Here is a 19,069-nt window from a genome sequence, read left to right as displayed (position 1 = left end):
CTGCGGATATTACTCCACAGCTTAAAAATTTAACAATAAATTAAATGCTTATTTCAAAATTATCATGTCATGTTAATTATTGTTGAGCATTATAATGATTATCTTTTAATACTACATCATGTGAACTTCCTTCTACAATACTGGTTGCAGAAACTAATGTTATCTTTGCCTTTTCCTGTAATTCAGGGATAGTAAGCGCTCCACAATTACACATTGTAGATTTTACTTTATTTAAGGATATTGTAACATTATCCTTTAGACTTCCTGCATATGGCACATAGGAATCTACGCCTTCTTCAAAAGATAGCTTTTTATCTCCACCGAGGTCATACCTTTGCCAATTTCTTGCTCTATTAGATCCTTCTCCCCAATACTCCTTCATATAGTTTCCATTAATATTAACTTTATTAGTTGGACTTTCATCAAATCTAGAAAAATATCTTCCAAGCATAATAAAATCTGCTCCCATAGCTAAGGCTAAAGTCATATGATAATCATGAACAATACCACCATCTGAGCATACAGGTATATAAACTCCTGTCTTTTCGAAGTATTCATCTCTAGCCTTTACTACATCTATAAGTGATGTTGCCTGACCACGACCAATTCCTTTTTGCTCACGTGTTATACAAATTGAACCTCCACCTATGCCAACTTTAATAAAATCAGCTCCTGCTTCAGCTAAGAATAAGAAACCCTCTCTATCAACAACATTTCCAGCACCAACTTTAATATTTTCACCAAAGTTTTTATGTATATAATCTATTGTTATTTTCTGCCACTCGGAAAAACCTTCAGATGAATCAATACATAATGCATCAGCTCCTGCTTCAATTAAAGCTGGTACTCTTTCTGCATAATCTCTAGTATTAATCCCTGCTCCTACCATATATCTTTTTTGTGAATCAATAAGCTCCTTTGAGTTTTCCTTATTAGCTGAGTAATCTTTTCTAAACACCATATACTTTAGTTTTTGATCTTTATCAACTAATGGCAGCATATTCAACTTATTATCCCAAATAATATTATTTGCTTCCTTTAAGCTTATATTAGCATCAGCATAAATCAGTTCATCAAAAGGTGTCATAAATTCTGAAACTTTGGTGTTTAAGTCCATTCGAGTTATTCTATAATCTCTGCTTGTAACTATACCAAGGAGCTTTCCATTAGGAGTTCCATCTTCAGTTACCGCCATAGTAGAGTGACCGGTTTTTTCCTTTAAGTCAATGACTTCCGCAAGTGTAGTATCTGGTTTAAGGTTTGCATCACTTGTAACAAATCCAGATTTATAATTTTTAACTCTTGCAACCATAGCCGCTTCATCTTCAATTGATTGAGAGCCATATATAAAAGAAATTCCTCCTTCTTTTGCTAAAGCAACTGCCATTTTATCATCTGATACTGATTGCATGATTGCTGAAACTAAAGGAATATTAATGCTTAGAGATGGTTCTTCCCCTTTTTTAAATTTAACAAGTGGTGTTTTTAAGTTTACATTTTGTGGAATACAGTCCTTTGAGGAATATCCAGGAACTAATAAATATTCTCCAAAAGTATGTGACGGTTCATTAAAATAATATGCCATTTTATCTTACTCCTTCTTCACAATTTATAGATATTTTATTGATAATAATATCTATATTTCCTGCCATTGTCAATATAAAAACTTATAGAGCATTTAAATATCTTGAGAAGTTTTCTCTATCCATTAAATAAATATTTGCTTTTCTATCAATTTTAATACTTAAAATTTCAACTTATTGTATCCATTTTTTGCCTCATTGAAAAATATTTATTGCGAACTACTCAATTCTCTAACTATTCCTTATCAAAATCTCTTCCAACATCACTGGCTGTATGAGAATCTGACCCATAAACTTTTTTTACATCATATTGATCTACCAATTCTTTAAAAATGCCAGATACATATATTTCACCACAATATGGTTTTCTAAGGCCAGCTGTATTTACATCCACTTCATAATCTCTATTTTTAATTTCCTTTACTATTTCTTCTAAAAGCTCTTTGTTTTTATATTCTATCGGATATAAATTATTAAATATTCTTATTAAGTTTGGATGTCCAATGCGGTGCGGCTTATATTTTCCTAAATCTGCTTTTACTGCTTTAAGTAAAGTCTCATAATATGCATTATAAACTTTTTCTGTAGTCCCCAAGGCTTTTAAAGCTGCCTCAAATCCATCTTTTCCATCAATCGCTATATATTCATCTCCTATTTTTATGAAATGTACAGAAAGCAATCCATCATCAAGCTTTGGACCATAAGTATTTAAAAGATTCTTTGTCTTCTCTTCATATCCTTCAATAAAATCTACTTCTAAACCTAAATTTATTTTTATCTTTGCTGAATATTTTTCTTTTAGCCTTTCAACATCTCCAAAATACATGGTTATAGCTTCATCATTTGGAGCACATTCATCTAAAAATTCTTTATCTTCTATAAAATACCCTGGAAAAGGCATATGTTCAGTAAAAGTCATTTCTTCTATTCCTTCTCTTAATGCCTTTTCTATGTATAATTCAAAATCATCTTTAGTTCCATGAGGACAATATGGTGAATGAATATGTCCATCTCTTACTATTTTTTTCTTTTCCATAATACTCTTTTAAAGAAAGATTAATTTTCTTCATCTCTCTTTAAATACTCACATCCCTTCTATTCAAATTTATTGTACTAATTTCATTCTATTTTTCATATTCATACATGTGATAATTGCATTCACTCATTCCCAAGGGCTCATATGTAGCTTTAGCATTGTGATTTTCTTTTTCAACATATAACCTGATTCCTGCTAATTCTTTATTCTTATCACATGTATTTTTAACATAAGCATATAACTCTTTAAATATACAGTTTCTTCTATACTCCTCATCAACATATACACTTTGAACCCAGAGAAACATTCCATTTCTCCAATCACTCCATTCATATGTATACATAATTTGTCCAACCTTATTGTTAAATTCTTATTTATATTATCTATAATACCTCCAAATTTTCTTTATTATATATATTTTAGCATTATAAAATAATCATATACAGCATTTTTTATTAACGATTATGAAAAAACAAAACCTATGTTTAGATTTTGCTAAACATAGGTTTTAAATTTTATATTACATCGCTATCTAAATTGCCTCCGCTAAACTGGCTATTATAAAGATCAGCATAAAAGCCATTTTTATCTAACAACTCTTGATGATTACCCATTTCAATTATACTTCCTTTATTCATAACAAGTATTAACTCAGCATCTCTGATTGTAGAAAGTCTATGAGCAATTACAAAACTTGTTCTATTTTTCATAAGATTATTCATAGCTTTTTGAATATATACTTCTGTTCTTGAATCAACACTGCTTGTAGCCTCATCAAGTATCATTATTGTAGGATTCGCAAGTATTGCTCTGGCAATAGTTAGAAGCTGCTTTTGACCTTGAGATATATTTGAAGCTTCTTCATTTAATATTGTGTTATATCCATTTGGAAGAGTTTTTATAAAATGATGAGCATGAGCTGCTTTTGCTGCCTGAATTATTTCTTCTTCTGTAGCTCCTTCTCTTCCATAAGCAATATTATCCATTATAGTACCATTAAATAACCATGTATCCTGAAGAACCATTCCAAACATATTGTGAAGCGCTCCTCGTTTTATATCTTTTATATCAATCCCATCTATTGTTATGCTGCCAGAATTTATCTCATAAAAACGCATTAGCAGATTAACAAGAGTAGTTTTGCCTGCTCCAGTTGGTCCAACAATTGCAATTGTATGACCCTGTTTTACATCCACGTTCATATCTTCAATAAGTGGTTCTTCCTTCTTGTAACTAAAATCAACATTATTGAATTTAACATCACCTTTAGGAAATTCTATAACCTTCGCATCTACTGAATCAGGCACTTCTTCATCTTCATCTAAAAGTTCAAATACACGTTCTGCAGATGCTATTGTAGATTGAATTACATTAGCAATATTAGCTGTTTGAACTATAGGCTGCGTAAATTGATTAGAATATTGAATAAACGCTTGTATATCACCAATACTAATTTTACCTAATGTAGCCAAATATCCACCGACAACACAAACTATCACATAACCTATATTACTTACAAATCTCATCATTGGCATTATTACGCCGGATATAAACTGTGCTTTCCATCCAGCTTTATAAAGTCTATCATTAATATTTTGAAACTCTTTAATTGAATCTCTTTCATGACCAAAAACCTTAACAATTTTATGACCTGTATACATTTCTTCTACGTGACCATTAAGAGCTCCAATTTCTTTTTGCTGAGCTGCAAAATATTTTTGAGAATACTTTGCAATTAAGGTAGTTATACCAATATAAAGAGGTAATGTCAAAACTACTACTAATGTAAGCAATGGACTTATAGTTAACATCATTATAATAATTCCAACTATTGTAACTAAAGAAGTAATAAGTTGTGTAAGACTTTGTTGCAATGTTGTTGCAATATTATCAACATCATTTGTTACACGGCTTAAAATTTCACCATGAGTTCTTGAATCAAAAAATTTGAGAGGTAAACGTGAAATTTTATCTTCAACTTCTTTTCTTAAATTATAAACAGTCTTTTGAGCCACACCTGCCATAATATATTGTTGAAGAAAACCAAAAATTGTACTGATTAGATATAATCCTAAAAGTAATAAGAGAATATTTCCTATATAACTAAAGTCTATCCCTGGTACTTCAATATTCGCTGGCCTTCCCGCTTTAAGCAATTGAGTATTTTGAGCTATTGCAGTGTATTTACCTACTATACCTTCGACTAATTTAGTTATAGCTTTACCTGATATTTTAGGTCCTACTATATTGAATATAGTGCTCATTATGGCAAATATAAAAACTAATATAAAATTCATTCTTTGCGGTTTCAGATAATTTAAAAGTCTTTTTAACGTTCCTTTGAAATCTTTTGCTTTAACTACTGGTCCACGTGCAAAAGAGCCCATTGGTCCCCCGCCAAAACCGCCTTGTCTTCTGTTTCCTTTATTACGATTTTCACTCATGATAATTCCTCCTCTGATAGTTGTGATGAAACAATCTCAGAATATACTTTGCAGCTATTTAATAGTTCCTTATGAGTTCCAATACCAGCAATTTTGCCTTCATCTAAAACCATAATTCTATCCGCATCCATAACAGTTGCTACTCTTTGAGCAACAATGATTACTGTAGATTTAGAAGTCTCATTTTTTAGTGCTGCACGAAGTTTTGCATCAGTTTTAAAATCAAGTGCTGAGAAACTATCGTCAAAAACATATATTTCCGGCTTCCTAACAAGAGCACGCGCTATTGATAAACGCTGTTTCTGTCCTCCTGATACATTAGTTCCTCCTTGTGCTATTATATGATCATATCCATCTTCCATTCCATTTATGAAATCTGCTGCTTGAGCTACAGCTGCTGCATGTCTAATTTCTTCTACGGAAGCATCATCCTTACCATATTTGATATTTTCAGCAATAGTTCCAGAAAAAAGAACAGTTTTTTGAGGAACAAATCCTATTTTAGCTCTTATACTTTCTTGACTCATCTGTCTAACATCAATACCATCTACAAGAACTTCTCCATTAGTTACATCATAAAAACGCGGTATCATATTTATTAATGTTGATTTTCCAGAACCAGTACCGCCTATTATAGCTGTTACTTCTCCAGGCTTAGCACTAAATGATATATTACTAATAGCATCTTGTTCCGCACCTGGATATCTAAAGCTTACATCTTTAAATTCAACATAACCACCTTCATTTTCATTTATCACTGGCTTTTCTGGATCTAAAATTTCCGATTTCATGTCTAATACTTCATTTATTCTAACTGCTGAAGCTTGTGCTCTTGGAATCATTATAAATACCATACCAAGCATTAAAAATCCAAATAAAATCTGCATTCCATATTGCATAAATGCTATTAACGAACCAACTTCCATGCTTCCTGAATCTATTCTTATGCTTCCAAACCAAATTACTGAAACTGTTGTAACATTCATTATAAGCATCATTATTGGCATTAAAATTGCCATTATTTTATTTACCTTTATAGCATTATCCATTAAATCTCTATTTGCATCATCAAATCTAACTTTTTCAGTATTAATACGATTAAAAGCACGAACTACTCTAATTCCTGTAAGATGCTCACGTAATACTAAATTTAACTTATCTATTTTAACCTGCATCAATTTAAATAGAGGCATTGCAAATTTTAGAGTAAGTAAAATGATAATTGCAAGTAGTGGAATTACTACCGCAAATATCCATGTCAAAGTTTTATCTTCTCTTAAGGCCATAAAAACTCCGCCTAAAGCTGTTAATGGTGCAAAAAGCATAATTGAAAACATCATAACCATCACTGATTGAACTTGCGTAACATCATTTGTTGTTCTTGTTATTAAAGTTGCTGTTCCAAGTTTATCAAATTCATGTAGTGAAAAACTTTCAACCTTTGCAAATAACTTATTACGAATTATTCTTGCAAATCCTATAGCTGTTCTTGATGATAGAAATGAAGAGACAATTGAACAAATTGCACCGCCTAAAGAAACAAGCAGCATAATTGCTCCTATCCTTAAAATATAATCTACTCCCTTATATTCTCCAGTATAGCCCCAAAATGAGATAGTTTGAACTACGTCCTTTTGAACAATTCCTTTATCAACTATATCCGCCATCAGTGTAGGCAAATACAAGTTTGCAAGTACTTGTGTAAAAGTTAATAAAACTATTATTGTTATATGAATTGCATATTGTTTTAAAAATTTGAACAATTTTATCATTAGCGCTTTCTCCTTTAATTATTATTCTTTTTCCTGCTCGTTTAAAAGCTTTTTTAAAATATATAATCCTTCAAAAATTTTATTAAGTTCTTCTGTGTTTCCCTTGCTTAATATATTTTCAATATTCTTTTCTATCTTTTTATGAAAATTTTTATATAGCTCTTCAGATTTAGGGGATATACTCACATACACAACTCTTTTGTCTTCTTCACTTCGTTCTCTAATAACCATTTCTTGTGCTTCAAGCTTATCTATAAGTCCGGATACTGTACTGTTTGATAAATGAAGATGATTACTTAATTCTGTGACCTTCATTTTTTTATTGTGAGCTAAAAGCCCCATAATCATACCTTGAGGCATTGACATACCAGTTCCTTTAATTATTTTCTTCATATTATTTCTGAATAAACCCATTACTTCTTGAAATAACCTTGCGACTTCTATGCTTTCATTAATACTTTCCATATTCCCCACTCCCTAGAATTTATTTCGATTTAGAATATTTCACTATCGAATATTTCGCTTTCGAAATAAATTATATACTCTTAAATATATTTTGTCAAACAATTAAAATAGAGAGTATCTAACATTATAAATTATCATTAAAATAACTTCTTAATTTTAATAGATGCCGTTCTGTAAAATACTTATTTTAAATATAAAAAGCCAGTAGAACAAATATACTATTATAATATATATATCCTACTAGCCTTTATTAACTGTGAGGAAAGGAATCACAGCCTTTGGAGAAATAGTTATTCGCTATGTTTTTAGCTTACTTATTATTTTAAGCCTTGTTCATAGCTTTCAATCATGTGTTTAACCATGAAACCGCCAACGCTTCCATTTTGTCTTGAAGAAAGGTTTCCTTTATCTGTGCTCTCATAGTTACTTAATCCTATTTCTGAAGCCACCTCAGTTTTTAAAGAATTTAAACCTTGTTTTGCTTCTGGTATTAATGTTCTGTTTCTTCCACTATTATTAGACATATATATCTACCTCCCTTAAATTTAATAAATTTTGCTTGGCAGTAATATATTAACCAATACCACAAATTATAATCTATTAAAATGTTAACAAAAGTAGTATTAATACCTTCTACTAGATAACTTTAGATTTTTTCTTTTTTCACACTAAATTTTTCTATATATTGCTTAAGATGCTCATAAATGTGATTAATCTCTTCATTTTCTGGCAAACAGTTAATTAATATTTTTAAAACTTTTTTCTCTCTTATATAATTAAAAGAAGCAAAATAATTCAAATCTTTTATCCAACTTAATTCATATAATTTCCTATCATTATAATTTTTTAATGAAGAATTGCTAATTCTTTTTCCAGAGAGAATATCTTCTAAAAATTCACTATTATAACCTGATGTAAAAGGTAAATTATCCAAAGCAGGATTGGGATTCTCTTTTCGCTCTTGCTCATATTCAGCAATTATTCTAAAGATATCCAGCTTATCAGCATCTCTAATCAGTTTACAAAACACCTTATCTTCTTCATTTAATGCTTCTGGTAGTTCCTTCGTATTATGAAGACCTATAGCCTTCATAATAGTTTTTTTCCTCCATTCTTTTAACTCATCTAATACCTTGTTTTCTTTTAAAACCTTAATTCCAAGAGATGCGTGATTTACAGATATAAAATCCTTAAATGTTTTATATGTTTTAAATTGTTCAAATCGCCCTACATCATGAAATAAACCTATTATTTCTGCTGTGTTAATTTCATCTTCTGATAAATTTAGAGACTTAGCTATATTCACACAATGTTTTGCAACGTTCAAAGTATGTTTCGCTTTAAGCTCTATATTTTGATTTACTACACTATCTTCTCCGTAAAATTTCTTAACATATGAATTAAACCAATCATAATATTTTTCAACTATTTTATCGTCCATACTAATCTCCTTACACAACTCTAATTAATCACCTATTTTTTCTGTATTCACCTATTATAATATACTTATTGTCACAAATTAAAAAGGCTATTTATTTTAATGTTTTATTAAAATAAATAGCCGGACTGCATAAGGTTAAGATATATAGTTAGAGTTTTATATTTATTAATGATATTATCTTATTACCTTTACACTAAGTGCTTCTATAACGTCTAGAGCCTTATTATGCAAACTTTCGTCAAAGCTTGCGCAAAGTGTTCCATCGACAGTCAAATTAGCATTTATATATTGAGCTTGAAATATTATAACATTGCTTATAACACACATATTAGTTACAACACCTACAAATTCTATTTCATCCAAATCTTCTCCAAGTTCTGACGCTATTTTAAGCATATCTTTTGGAGCTATTCCAAAAGCACTCTTATTATAATGCATAGTATTTTCAGATCCCACAAATTCCTTCAATTTCCCATATAATTCATGCCCATCAGTATGAATATAACAATGTGGAACTGGCAAGCTTTTTCCTTCCCTTGTTTCCAAGTAATTCTCAAAATGAGTGTCATAAGTAAATAATACCTTATTGTCATTGTCTAAGTACTTTTTCACTTTTATATATATTCCTTCTTCTAAAGTCTCAGCCTTCTTAAATCCCAATGCACCATCAACAAAATCTTTTTGATAATCAATCACAACCAGTAATTTTTTCATAATATTCTCCTACTCTCATAATAATTTATTTTCTAATACCATTGTATATAATCTCTGAACAGGAAATTCTAAAATCTTACTCATGTGTTGACCTTATATCTATAAATGTTATTTGTCAAGTTTTAAGTAAAATACTTGGATAAGGTCCTATATAATTAAACTAGTTATCTTATATAACTTTATATAACAATCATCTGCAAAAAAATCCAAAATTCTCCTTTTTATTTATCACAATAATTTCACATCATGCATAAATTAATTATTAAGTAAGTAAGCCACTAATGAAGGAGTGAACCCCTTATGTACAGACATGATGACTGTATGTGTAAACAAAAAGAATATGCTCGTGCATATATATTACCTCAAAAATATGAAAATCTCTTTTCTTGCAAAGAAGGATTTTCTAAAGGAACAATATTTAAAGATCTATATAGACCATACCACGATCACCATCACCATGATCACGACTGTGAATACGGCTGTGAAAAAGGCTATATGCCCAACTATGAATATAAAAAAATTAAATATGAGAGGTGATAGTATATGAGTCCGAGAGATATGTTAAATAGTATAATGATATATCAGTTTTGTGCCGTAGAGCTAAATTTATTCCTTGATAATTTTCCAGAAGATAAGAATGCTAGAGAAGATTATTCCAAAGTATCTTGTAAATTGACTAGCTTAATTAATGAATATGAAAAAAATTGTGGCCCTTTAACAAATTTCGGTTCAGCTTTTGTAGAAAATCCAAAAGCATGGGTTGATCAGCCTTGGCCATGGGAAAATTATAAATAGGAGGAATATGAGTTTATGTGGTACTATGTAAAAACCTTGGAATATCCTGTAAATCTTAAATGTAAAGATCTTAATATGGCCAAATATTTAATAACACAATATGGTGGTCCGGATGGAGAGTTAAGTGCTGCTTTAAGATATCTCGATCAACGCTATACAATGCCAACAGGCAAATCAAAAGGATTACTAACTGATATAGGCACAGAAGCAACAATGACGTAAAAGTAGAAACACTTTTCTAAAATATTCATAAAAAACATACATGATTTATTAACATACAACTAAAAATAAGATATATGGCTTGTAATTGAGCCATATATCCTACTAAATTCTTATTTATAGAAAGCTATTTACAGAAAAACTTTCGCATACTCTATTAGACTATTATCATGAAAAGATGCTTACGAAAAACTTTTCATACAGTCTTTCATACTTTTTTTCTATCTTCTACTTTTTTAGCTATTTCCTTTGCTTTTTTTTCTGCAATTCGTGATGCTTCTGTCATTGCTTTTGCTTGTCTTTTTCCTTTCTCTTGAGCATTTTTCTGTGCTTCTTCTGCCATTCTTCTTGCTTCTTCCTTCGATCTGTTAGTTGCTTTTGCCCCCATTTCTATATTAGCCTTAGCTTCTTCTATCGATCTCTTTCTAGCAGCTTTAGCTGCTTCCTTTGCATTCCTACCAGATTGGCTGACTGATTTCTTTATACTTTTTAACATTAAAAATTCTCCCTCCTGATTTAATTAATTTAAAATAAATATTTATAATTAATTATGTTATAAAAAATTCATTAAAAATTATCGTTAGGATTTCTTATTATAAATATATTCAAAAGTGAAAAATTATTTAAATAAAAATTAAAGCATACTTATATCATTTAGAAAAATAATGATAGCAAACAATATTTCTACTGTTAACTATCATTATTTTTTGGTACTAGATTTGTGTCTTTTTTATCTTCTAGGGAATTATACTTATTACAACCTAATAATAGCATAATAATTTAATAAATAATTACATTTTTCTTAAAACACCTATTATCATGCTTAAAAGATACATATTTAATTCTTTCACTTTTACTGCTATAACTTTTCTTTTTATACCAATAAACTATTCTCAATAAAGTAAGAGGCAGCAATTAATTTACTCCATTTCTATACCTTTTCTTTTTAATCTTATATATACTTCTTTACGAAACAAGACATAAGCAACTGAGGAAATAGGAATAAATATAATCATGCCAGCTACACCTAATAATTTGCCTCCTAAAGTAATTGCTACTAATACCCAAATAGCTGGTAACCCTACTGAGCTTCCTACGATTTTGGGATAAATTAAATTATCCTCTATTTGTTTGATTACTAAAAAAACAAGTAAAAAAATTACTGCCTTCACGGGATTAACCATTACAATTAATAATACACTTAAGATACATCCAATTGCTGAACCTAATACAGGGATAATAGATAAAATAGCAATTAAGATACTAATTACTAAAGCATATGGTACTCTTAGTACCATAGTTGCAATCAAAAACATTATTCCTAAAATTGCAGATACAGTACATTGGCCTATAAAAAAATTTGAAAATGTCAAACTTGTAAATTTTAATACAGACAAAATAGAATCTACTTTTTCTTTTTTCATAAAAGCATACAATGCTTTCTTAAATTGGCTTCCCAACTTATTCTTTTCTGCTAATAAATATATAGCAAATATAAATCCCAATATAAGTTCTAAAGTAGTACTTGCAAAAGCAGTTGCTGCTTCTATTGTTGATATTAATGCTGAACTCATGCCATTAAAAATAGTTGACTTCACATTATTTAAAATGTTGTTCCAATCAATTCCTGCATTATTAATTAAATCCATAAAATTATTAGATAGCCAGCTATTGCCATCCAACCATTTTTGGAACATTGTTACTGATCCATCAAAAGCAATTGGCAATATTTTAGCGGTTTCAATAATATTGGGAATAATTATTGCTGAAATTAATGTAAAAATTACTATTATAATGATGCATGAAATTATTATACTTATAGCTGTGATATGTTTCTTAATTATCTTTCCTATACTATTATTAGGTAAATGTAATAGCTTTTGAGAAAAAAATGTAACTGGAATATTTAGAATAAATGCAATACATCCTCCTAAAATAAATGGAAAAACCAAATCATATATTTCTGTTAATATGCCTGTAATATTGCTCCAATAATTAAATACTATATAAAGTACAAACGCTAATACTATAATAATAGCAATTTTGTTTCTAATTTTTTTTTCTAATTCCACTATTGTATCCTTCCTTCTATTAATTGTATTTTTTATATTCCCATTTACTCAAATTTAAACTAATATCATATTTTTATATTATCATATCAATGTATAAATTATAACATAATATAGAAGTTTGTTTATTTAACCAAAAATATAATATTAATTAGGTAAATAGAATATTAAATTAACAATAAAACACTTGTAAGATGGATGAATAAAATTCTATCTTACAAGTGTTTTATTGTTACCTATCCTTATTCACATGGATATATATAGTTTGCTTTGGTGCGGACATTTAATTTATCAAGATCACAACTATAATTTTCTGGAATCACAAATACTATATCACGTTCAATAGTTCCACATGACTTTGTACTACTAGCATCTCTAGAAACCGTTGTAATAAACCCTTTAAATGCAAGTATTTTATTATTTTCATCATATACAACACATGCAACAGCAACTTTTTTTCCAAGGCATACATTATTTATTTTTACTTTTGCTGTAACTAATTTCGCACCATGTCTTTCCATATCTATTGGATCTGCATTAATTGTTCTACATAATTCACATGAATCTTTGGTACATCTAGTAGAATTAAAATATTTCCTCATTCAATACAACTCCTTTGTACTTCTAAATTTAATATAAGATAATCATTTGAATAATTCGTAATTTTATATATACATATATCTTAGTATAATTTTTAATACGATATATGTTTCCATTGTAATATTAATATCTGTAAAATTTTTCTTATACAAAATTCAGAATAGTTCTATCAATGAGTTTATATAAAGTTTTTATTCTATACCACAATATATAATTATAATCACTATTTTGTGCTTTCAAGATGTATATATGTTTATTTATATAAATCATTTCACATGCCTATCAAGCATATATTTAAATTAACCATATGAAGTACTATATATTTTACTACAATAATAACAAATGGGGCTGTCGCATTAAGAAATGCAGCCGCAATATGTTGTTTTGAAATTTAAAAATCTAATACAACATATTGTGGTTTTTATTCATTGTGCGACAGCCTCATTTAATAAATATAGGTATATAATAGGAGTAATTCCAATGACATAATAAGGGGTACTGTTATTGGAATTTATCCTTTCAATATAATATACATTCAAAAATTTCATTTTCCGTCCTAAAAAGTCGAATTTAAGAAAATTTATAATAAAAGATAAGTTCCATAATACAATTTAATATAATATACTTAATATTTAATATTGTTTAAATTCATGAGTCTAATCAGCTTTTTTACTAAGTTTTTTTAATTTTCTTTTTCATATATTCAAATAATTCGTCTACTTTTTTTTCTCCTAGCTGTTTTTCTAAAATATCAATCATAGCTTCTGCTTGAGACTTCTTTAGTAGCTCTATTCCTTCTACTGTTTCTGGGTAATGAACTCTCACTGTTATAGCTTGCTTAGATTTCATCTTATTCCTCCATTATATTTGCTTTTATAATATGCAAATATAAAAAAATAGTTCCTAACAATTCTTTTTACAAATTTGCTTTTGCTTATAGTATTTTTAACTATTATTCTATTAAGTCAGGACCACCTGTCAAACGGGTGGCTTGCTCTGCGGCTGTAAGCCTAAAAAATACCTCAAATTCAATTTTGAATATTGAGGTATTATAAAACTCATTATATCTTCAGAATATGAGCGGTAATTGTAAATCTGATGCAATTTGTTTTTTAGTCTTTTTGTCCAAAACACCACCTGAAACAGCATTAATAATATAGTTGTCTATCTCATCATTTGCTTGATTCTTTTTAATCAATATTAGAGCATTCAATATGTCCATCAATATAGGTTTTCTCATTGTTTCTCTAAGATTCCAAATGTTTAAAGACATAATCTTATTTGCGATTCTATTATTTAAATGCTCCTTATATGGAATTATATTTTGTATTGATTGTAATCCTTGCCGTATTATTATTAATTTATCATCATTTAGAAAATTAAAATATTCATCAAATATTTTTTCAAACTTATTATCTTCATCCCACTTTACATTATCTGCAATAAGCTTTAATCCGATAATTCTTTGATATGAATTTTTGTTCCTAAGTTTTTCTATAAATACATCCCAAAAGAAGTATACGTCCTTAAAATATGCTGAGTAATTCTCTAGCAGTAACAATGAATTATATCTTACTTTATCATTTTTTTCAGATAGCCATTCAACAAATTGTGATATGTCATTTTTGTTAATAACTTTAGATATATTCTGTATATCATTCTCTTTTAAAATCATTAATTGATCAGCTGTAATCATTATAACTCTCCTCGTATAATTTATTACTCATTAAATCTACTATATCATAATAAAATCGAATTGTTAATCATTTACATTTAACTATTTAATATAATATTTTATTAATATTAAGGAGCATCTGCATTTCTACAAATGCTCCAAGAAGTCAAATAGCATTAATATTTAAAATTAGTAAGTATATACATGACTTTTCGATAAATTATCTTATTTTTTTATTTTCACCTATATTATTTATAATAGTTTACTATTTTGACTTGCAGTGCTTTGAAGTAGGTAGAAATTAACTTAAATATTATCCTTATCTTCTAAATTTCTTATTTTAATTAACAGTCTTTTCTTATCACTTTTTAATGATTTATTTCTCAAAATAAAATATACAAACAACAAAATAATAACTAATGCAATTAATTTGCTTACAATTGTGGATCTTACTTGTGTTATGATATCGTAATTTACCTTTAATTTTTGAAGCTTAGCTATCAAGTTTCCATCATCTATATTAAGTGTATATAGTGTTTTAGCTTTGTATTCTGAATTATCTCTTGGTGTTATTTTTATTTCCTCATCCATTATAACAACTTTTGAAACTTGATTCTCATCTAGTAGACTCATGAACTGATTGTAGCTAATCTCTTTAGTTGTATTTGGTTTTCTTAAATAGTTAAATCCAATTAGAAAGACTACTAATATTGTAAGAAATATAACAACCATTTTCATAACCTTGCGTTTATTTTTATGCATTTATCTTTACTCCTTTCAAAAAACAGTGCCATATACAATCTCTATTTATTTTCAGTAAAATATTGTAATTACTATAACATACATATTAAATTAATATTTTATTCTTAAATAGTTCAACGATCCATCTTTAAATTTCCTTAAGTATGCATTAGCATATAATAACAAAAATATTTTCTAGAACTTATAATTGTATTCTAAAAAATTACACCTTTATAAATATCTATATTAGGTCATTTATCCCCTCCCATCCTAATAAGATAACTATAAATAAGTATTTAAATTTAATTACTATAAGCTCTAGAAAGGATTGATTCAGATTGAAAGCAGCAATATATTCTCGTAAAAGTAAGTTCACTGAAAAGGGTGAATCTATAGATAATCAAATTAATATGTGTATACAATATGCTAAAAGTATTGGCATAGATGAATATGAAATTTATGAAGATGAAGGTTTTTCTGGTGGTAATACGAACAGGCCTAAATTTCAGAAACTTATGAAAGATATAAAGTCTAAAGAATTCACTCATCTTATATGCTATCGACTTGATAGGATATCTAGAAATGTTGGTGATTTTGCAAGCACTATAGAAGTATTAAATGAATATGATATAGCATTTATATCAATTAGGGAGCAATTTGACACCTCTTCTGCTATGGGTAGAGCTATGTTGAACATTTCTGCTACTTTCGCTCAGCTTGAAAGGGAAACAATTGCTGAACGCATACAAGATAACTTACGAGAATTATCAAAGACTGGAAGATGGCTTGGTGGTCCTCCTCCACTTGGTTATAAATCTATTGAAATCCTTAATAACAACTTAAATGGTAGAAATAGAAAAAAACATATTCTTGAAGTTAATCCTGCTGAAAGTCATATTCCCAAACTTGTTTTTGAATTATTCATGAAATACAAAAGTTATCAAAAAGTAAGTAGATTATTAGAAAGCAAAGGGATACTTAGCAGAAAAGGCTCTCTTTTTTCAAGAAATCTAGTTAAGCAGACTATTAATAATCCTACTTATTCAATTGCAGATAAAAAAATATTAAATTATTTTAAAATGTGTGGTGCCGAAGTATTTGGATATGAAAACATAAATGGTATTAATGGCGTTATGGCTTATAATAGACGAACTGAAAAAGGAGGCTTTGCTCCAATTAAAAAGTGGATTATCTCTGTTGGCGAACATCCAGGAATAATTTCTAGTGATACGTGGCTTAAATGCCAAATGATTGCTGATGAAATAAAAGAATCTAATACATCCAATAGGAAAGGAACAAGTCAACAAGCTTTATTATCAGGATTAGTTATATGTAAAGAATGTAACTCAGCTATGGCTCCTAGGCAAAATTTAAATGGCAAATATACATATAGGTATTATTCATGTAATTTACGGAATTCTAACGCTAATAATTGCAGTAATGATTCACTGAATGCCTATGATGCTGAAGATTACGTGGTGACCACCTTAAAATCATTAACTCATGAAGATATAATAAAAAATTATGAGGAACTCAAGAAAAAAAATATAATCCAAATTAATGATCAATCTGAGCTTACTTACTTTACAAAAGAAATTGAAGGCAATAAGAAATGTATTAATAATTTAGTATCAAAAATGATTTATCTTGATAATGATCCAGAATTACTTGAACCATTTAAAATAGAACTAAAAAAGCTTACAGACAGAAATAAAGAACTTAATTCATTAATTTATCACTTATCATCAGCCAATAGACAAATTGAAAATACTGATGAATCTTTAGATGAAATTTTGAGTATTTTAGATAATTTTAAAAAGTTCTATGATTTTGTTGAAGAATTTGAGGATAAAAAAAGATTAATCAAGAGTCTTGTTAAATATGTTGTTTGGGATAGTAAAACAAGAACTTTAGATATTATATTAATTGGTTCAAGTAAAGAACGTCCACGACAAGTTCTTTTACCTTTAAGCAATAGTAGCAGAAGAAATGGCTCATGTTGAGATTATTGCCACTATGGTATATCAACTTATGGAAAATGCAACTATAGAAGAAATAAAAAAAGCTGGACTTGCTGGACATTATGCTGATCATAGAAAGGCGCTATTTTATACCGATGCAACTGGTAATCCATGGACAGCAACGTATATACAAGCAAAAGGCGATGCTATTGCAGATTTGCATGAAGATTTAGCTGCCGAACAAAAAGCTAGAGCTACTTATGAAAATTTAATACACCTAACTGATGAACCTCAAATTAAAGAAATATTAACTTTTCTAAGAGAGAGAGAAGTCGTTCACTTCCAAAGATTTGGAGAGTGTTTAGACCATGTTCAAGATGCTATGTGCATGAAAAAATAATTTGTATTTATATAAAGTATTATATAAATAGAAGACTGCCTTAAAATGATATAACTCATTCTAAGGCAGTTCTTACATTAATAACTTATAAACTATTTTATAATTAGTGTTTTCAATTTATAATATAAATTTCCTACGTTTATCATACATTAAAATATTAACTTAGCTTTTCTTCCAATTGTTCTAAATCTCGTATAATCATATTTATTACCTCTATCTTTGATTTAGCATATTCGTTTTGTGGCAACCATTTCAATCCACTTTCTAAACATTCCCTTGTATTTCTATACTCAGCTAATAACTGATCTATATTTTCTGCCATTCTTTTAAACACATTCCTCTCTGAAGCAATCTAAAATCATTTTATTTTCTTTGATATCTTATTTTTATTATTTCCTCTTTTAATAAAATTTATGCTATTCTCTACATTTATATAAATTTTCTGTGCCATATATTCCAATATAATACTTTTAAATTATCAAATAAATCGATTTCTAAGAAACTATAGTTTAATATATAACCTACATTAAACAGTAGTGAACTCTTTGATTCCATGTTATACTCAGGCCATATCCTTAAGTTAATATTATACCTTAGTTCACGCTACCTAATACTTACTACTTATTGAACATTTATACCATATTATTCATTCATAAATTCAATGAATTTTTCCTTCTTCATTAATAATGATAAATATGCTCCTGATAAAGTAAAAAATATATTTATTATTGGCACAATAGCAATAACAATTAAACTAAGTAACATCTTCCTATTATATTTACTATTTTTTAAATTAATATTTTTCTTATTTAAAAGTATTCTAATTAGAAATAATATTAATACTATAAAGCTAAATCCTATTGATAACGAATATAAATAGAACATGACATCCAACTCCTTTAAATATAATTCTCTCTCATTTCTTATTTACATTTTATACCATTACATAATCCTTTTCTATCACAATTATGTACTTATTTTCACTTTTTATCCTCATTTTTTTCGTATTTATCACATGTTCCTCCAATTCCACTTTTAGATATTGAATTATATTCTATTTTATTTTGGTAATAACTTACATTGTAGGTAAAATTATATTGGGTAAGTGAACTTATATTTGAAATACATAATAATATTAATTTTCTAAAAAAGAA

General features: G+C 28.3%; 19 protein-coding genes and 3 pseudogenes. 5 read left to right on the top strand and 17 right to left on the bottom strand.

The features are described 5' to 3' along the window. Positions 1 to 76 precede the first annotated feature (76 nt). From CDLVIII_RS16300 to CDLVIII_RS16260, 9 genes are all read right to left on the bottom strand, one after another. Complete coding sequence (locus CDLVIII_RS16300; RefSeq protein ID WP_009170545.1) at positions 77 to 1,585, bottom strand: IMP dehydrogenase; 1,509 nt, start codon at positions 1,583 to 1,585, stop codon at positions 77 to 79. A gap of 233 nt (positions 1,586 to 1,818) precedes the next feature. Continuing rightward, positions 1,819 to 2,619, bottom strand: a complete 801-nt coding sequence (gene hisJ / locus CDLVIII_RS16295) for a histidinol-phosphatase HisJ (protein WP_009170544.1) — start codon at positions 2,617 to 2,619, stop codon at positions 1,819 to 1,821. 88 nt (positions 2,620 to 2,707) lie between these two features. Then, complete coding sequence (locus CDLVIII_RS16290) at positions 2,708 to 2,962, bottom strand: GNAT family N-acetyltransferase (protein WP_083825358.1); 255 nt, start codon at positions 2,960 to 2,962, stop codon at positions 2,708 to 2,710. A 172-nt stretch (positions 2,963 to 3,134) separates the two neighbouring features. After that, positions 3,135 to 5,063, bottom strand: coding sequence for an ABC transporter ATP-binding protein (locus tag CDLVIII_RS16285; protein WP_009170543.1), 1,929 nt, complete (start codon positions 5,061 to 5,063; stop codon positions 3,135 to 3,137). After that, positions 5,060 to 6,835 carry an ABC transporter ATP-binding protein gene (locus CDLVIII_RS16280; protein WP_009170542.1) on the bottom strand — a complete coding sequence of 592 codons (1,776 nt, stop codon included), beginning with the start codon at positions 6,833 to 6,835 and terminating at the stop codon, positions 5,060 to 5,062. Before CDLVIII_RS16280 ends, CDLVIII_RS16285 begins: the two co-directional genes overlap by 4 nt. A gap of 21 nt (positions 6,836 to 6,856) precedes the next feature. After that, complete coding sequence (locus CDLVIII_RS16275; protein WP_009170541.1) at positions 6,857 to 7,300, bottom strand: MarR family transcriptional regulator; 444 nt, start codon at positions 7,298 to 7,300, stop codon at positions 6,857 to 6,859. A gap of 317 nt (positions 7,301 to 7,617) precedes the next feature. After that, on the bottom strand, positions 7,618 to 7,824 hold the full coding sequence (locus tag CDLVIII_RS16270; protein WP_009170540.1) for an alpha/beta-type small acid-soluble spore protein: 207 nt from the start codon (positions 7,822 to 7,824) through the stop codon (positions 7,618 to 7,620). 122 nt (positions 7,825 to 7,946) lie between these two features. Next, positions 7,947 to 8,741 carry an HD domain-containing protein gene (locus tag CDLVIII_RS16265; RefSeq protein WP_009170539.1) on the bottom strand — a complete coding sequence of 265 codons (795 nt, stop codon included), beginning with the start codon at positions 8,739 to 8,741 and terminating at the stop codon, positions 7,947 to 7,949. A gap of 174 nt (positions 8,742 to 8,915) precedes the next feature. Next, the gene (locus CDLVIII_RS16260) at positions 8,916 to 9,455 is read right to left on the bottom strand and encodes an isochorismatase family protein (RefSeq protein ID WP_009170538.1); all 540 of its coding nucleotides are present in this window, start codon (positions 9,453 to 9,455) and stop codon (positions 8,916 to 8,918) included. Positions 9,456 to 9,755: 300 nt separating this feature from the next. Here CDLVIII_RS16260 and CDLVIII_RS32745 point away from each other — a divergent pair. The 3 genes and pseudogenes from CDLVIII_RS32745 to CDLVIII_RS16245 form a co-directional block, all read left to right on the top strand. Then, a pseudogene (locus CDLVIII_RS32745) lies at positions 9,756 to 9,902 on the top strand (spore coat associated protein CotJA); the annotation flags it as partial. Between the two features lie 96 nt (positions 9,903 to 9,998). Continuing rightward, the gene (locus CDLVIII_RS16250; protein ID WP_009170536.1) at positions 9,999 to 10,250 is read left to right on the top strand and encodes a spore coat protein CotJB; all 252 of its coding nucleotides are present in this window, start codon (positions 9,999 to 10,001) and stop codon (positions 10,248 to 10,250) included. Positions 10,251 to 10,265: 15 nt separating this feature from the next. Further along, a pseudogene (locus CDLVIII_RS16245) lies at positions 10,266 to 10,457 on the top strand (manganese catalase family protein); the annotation flags it as partial. A gap of 220 nt (positions 10,458 to 10,677) precedes the next feature. Here the strand turns inward: CDLVIII_RS16245 and CDLVIII_RS16240 are convergent. From CDLVIII_RS16240 to CDLVIII_RS16220, 6 genes are all read right to left on the bottom strand, one after another. Beyond that, positions 10,678 to 10,965 carry a hypothetical protein gene (locus CDLVIII_RS16240; protein ID WP_009170535.1) on the bottom strand — a complete coding sequence of 96 codons (288 nt, stop codon included), beginning with the start codon at positions 10,963 to 10,965 and terminating at the stop codon, positions 10,678 to 10,680. 424 nt (positions 10,966 to 11,389) lie between these two features. Continuing rightward, the gene (locus CDLVIII_RS16235) at positions 11,390 to 12,541 is read right to left on the bottom strand and encodes an AI-2E family transporter (RefSeq protein WP_009170534.1); all 1,152 of its coding nucleotides are present in this window, start codon (positions 12,539 to 12,541) and stop codon (positions 11,390 to 11,392) included. Positions 12,542 to 12,780: 239 nt separating this feature from the next. Further along, a complete protein-coding gene (locus tag CDLVIII_RS16230; protein ID WP_009170533.1) occupies positions 12,781 to 13,140 on the bottom strand; it encodes a hypothetical protein in 360 nt (119 codons plus the stop codon). A gap of 670 nt (positions 13,141 to 13,810) precedes the next feature. Beyond that, positions 13,811 to 13,987: a hypothetical protein gene (locus CDLVIII_RS31390; protein WP_009170532.1), complete on the bottom strand. Its 177-nt coding sequence runs from the start codon at positions 13,985 to 13,987 to the stop codon at positions 13,811 to 13,813. Between the two features lie 220 nt (positions 13,988 to 14,207). Beyond that, positions 14,208 to 14,834 (bottom strand): hypothetical protein, encoded by a 627-nt coding sequence (locus tag CDLVIII_RS16225; RefSeq protein ID WP_009170531.1) that lies wholly within the window; start codon positions 14,832 to 14,834, stop codon positions 14,208 to 14,210. 285 nt (positions 14,835 to 15,119) lie between these two features. Next, on the bottom strand, positions 15,120 to 15,575 hold the full coding sequence (locus CDLVIII_RS16220; RefSeq protein WP_009170530.1) for an ATP-dependent metallopeptidase FtsH/Yme1/Tma family protein: 456 nt from the start codon (positions 15,573 to 15,575) through the stop codon (positions 15,120 to 15,122). A 317-nt stretch (positions 15,576 to 15,892) separates the two neighbouring features. Here CDLVIII_RS16220 and CDLVIII_RS16215 point away from each other — a divergent pair, with 317 nt between their 5' ends. Together CDLVIII_RS16215 and CDLVIII_RS16210 are read left to right on the top strand one after the other, a co-directional pair. Further along, complete coding sequence (locus CDLVIII_RS16215) at positions 15,893 to 17,557, top strand: recombinase family protein (protein WP_009170529.1); 1,665 nt, start codon at positions 15,893 to 15,895, stop codon at positions 17,555 to 17,557. Next, a pseudogene (locus tag CDLVIII_RS16210) lies at positions 17,538 to 17,915 on the top strand (manganese catalase family protein); the annotation flags it as partial. The gene CDLVIII_RS16215 and the pseudogene CDLVIII_RS16210, both read left to right, overlap by 20 nt. A 157-nt stretch (positions 17,916 to 18,072) precedes the next feature. Here the strand turns inward: CDLVIII_RS16210 and CDLVIII_RS31385 are convergent. Both CDLVIII_RS31385 and CDLVIII_RS16205 read right to left on the bottom strand, forming a co-directional pair. Beyond that, positions 18,073 to 18,249 (bottom strand): hypothetical protein, encoded by a 177-nt coding sequence (locus tag CDLVIII_RS31385; RefSeq protein WP_186005611.1) that lies wholly within the window; start codon positions 18,247 to 18,249, stop codon positions 18,073 to 18,075. A 308-nt stretch (positions 18,250 to 18,557) separates the two neighbouring features. Further along, entirely contained in the window at positions 18,558 to 18,800 is a 243-nt protein-coding gene (locus CDLVIII_RS16205; RefSeq protein ID WP_009170527.1) for a hypothetical protein, read from the bottom strand. Between the last annotated feature and the right edge of the window lie 269 nt (positions 18,801 to 19,069).

Origin of the sequence: Clostridium sp. DL-VIII, from assembly GCF_000230835.1 — a bacterium.
Lineage (GTDB): Bacteria > Bacillota > Clostridia > Clostridiales > Clostridiaceae > Clostridium.
The sequence above is the reverse complement of the archived record's forward strand: the minus strand, read 5'-3'. Positions and strand labels throughout refer to the sequence as shown.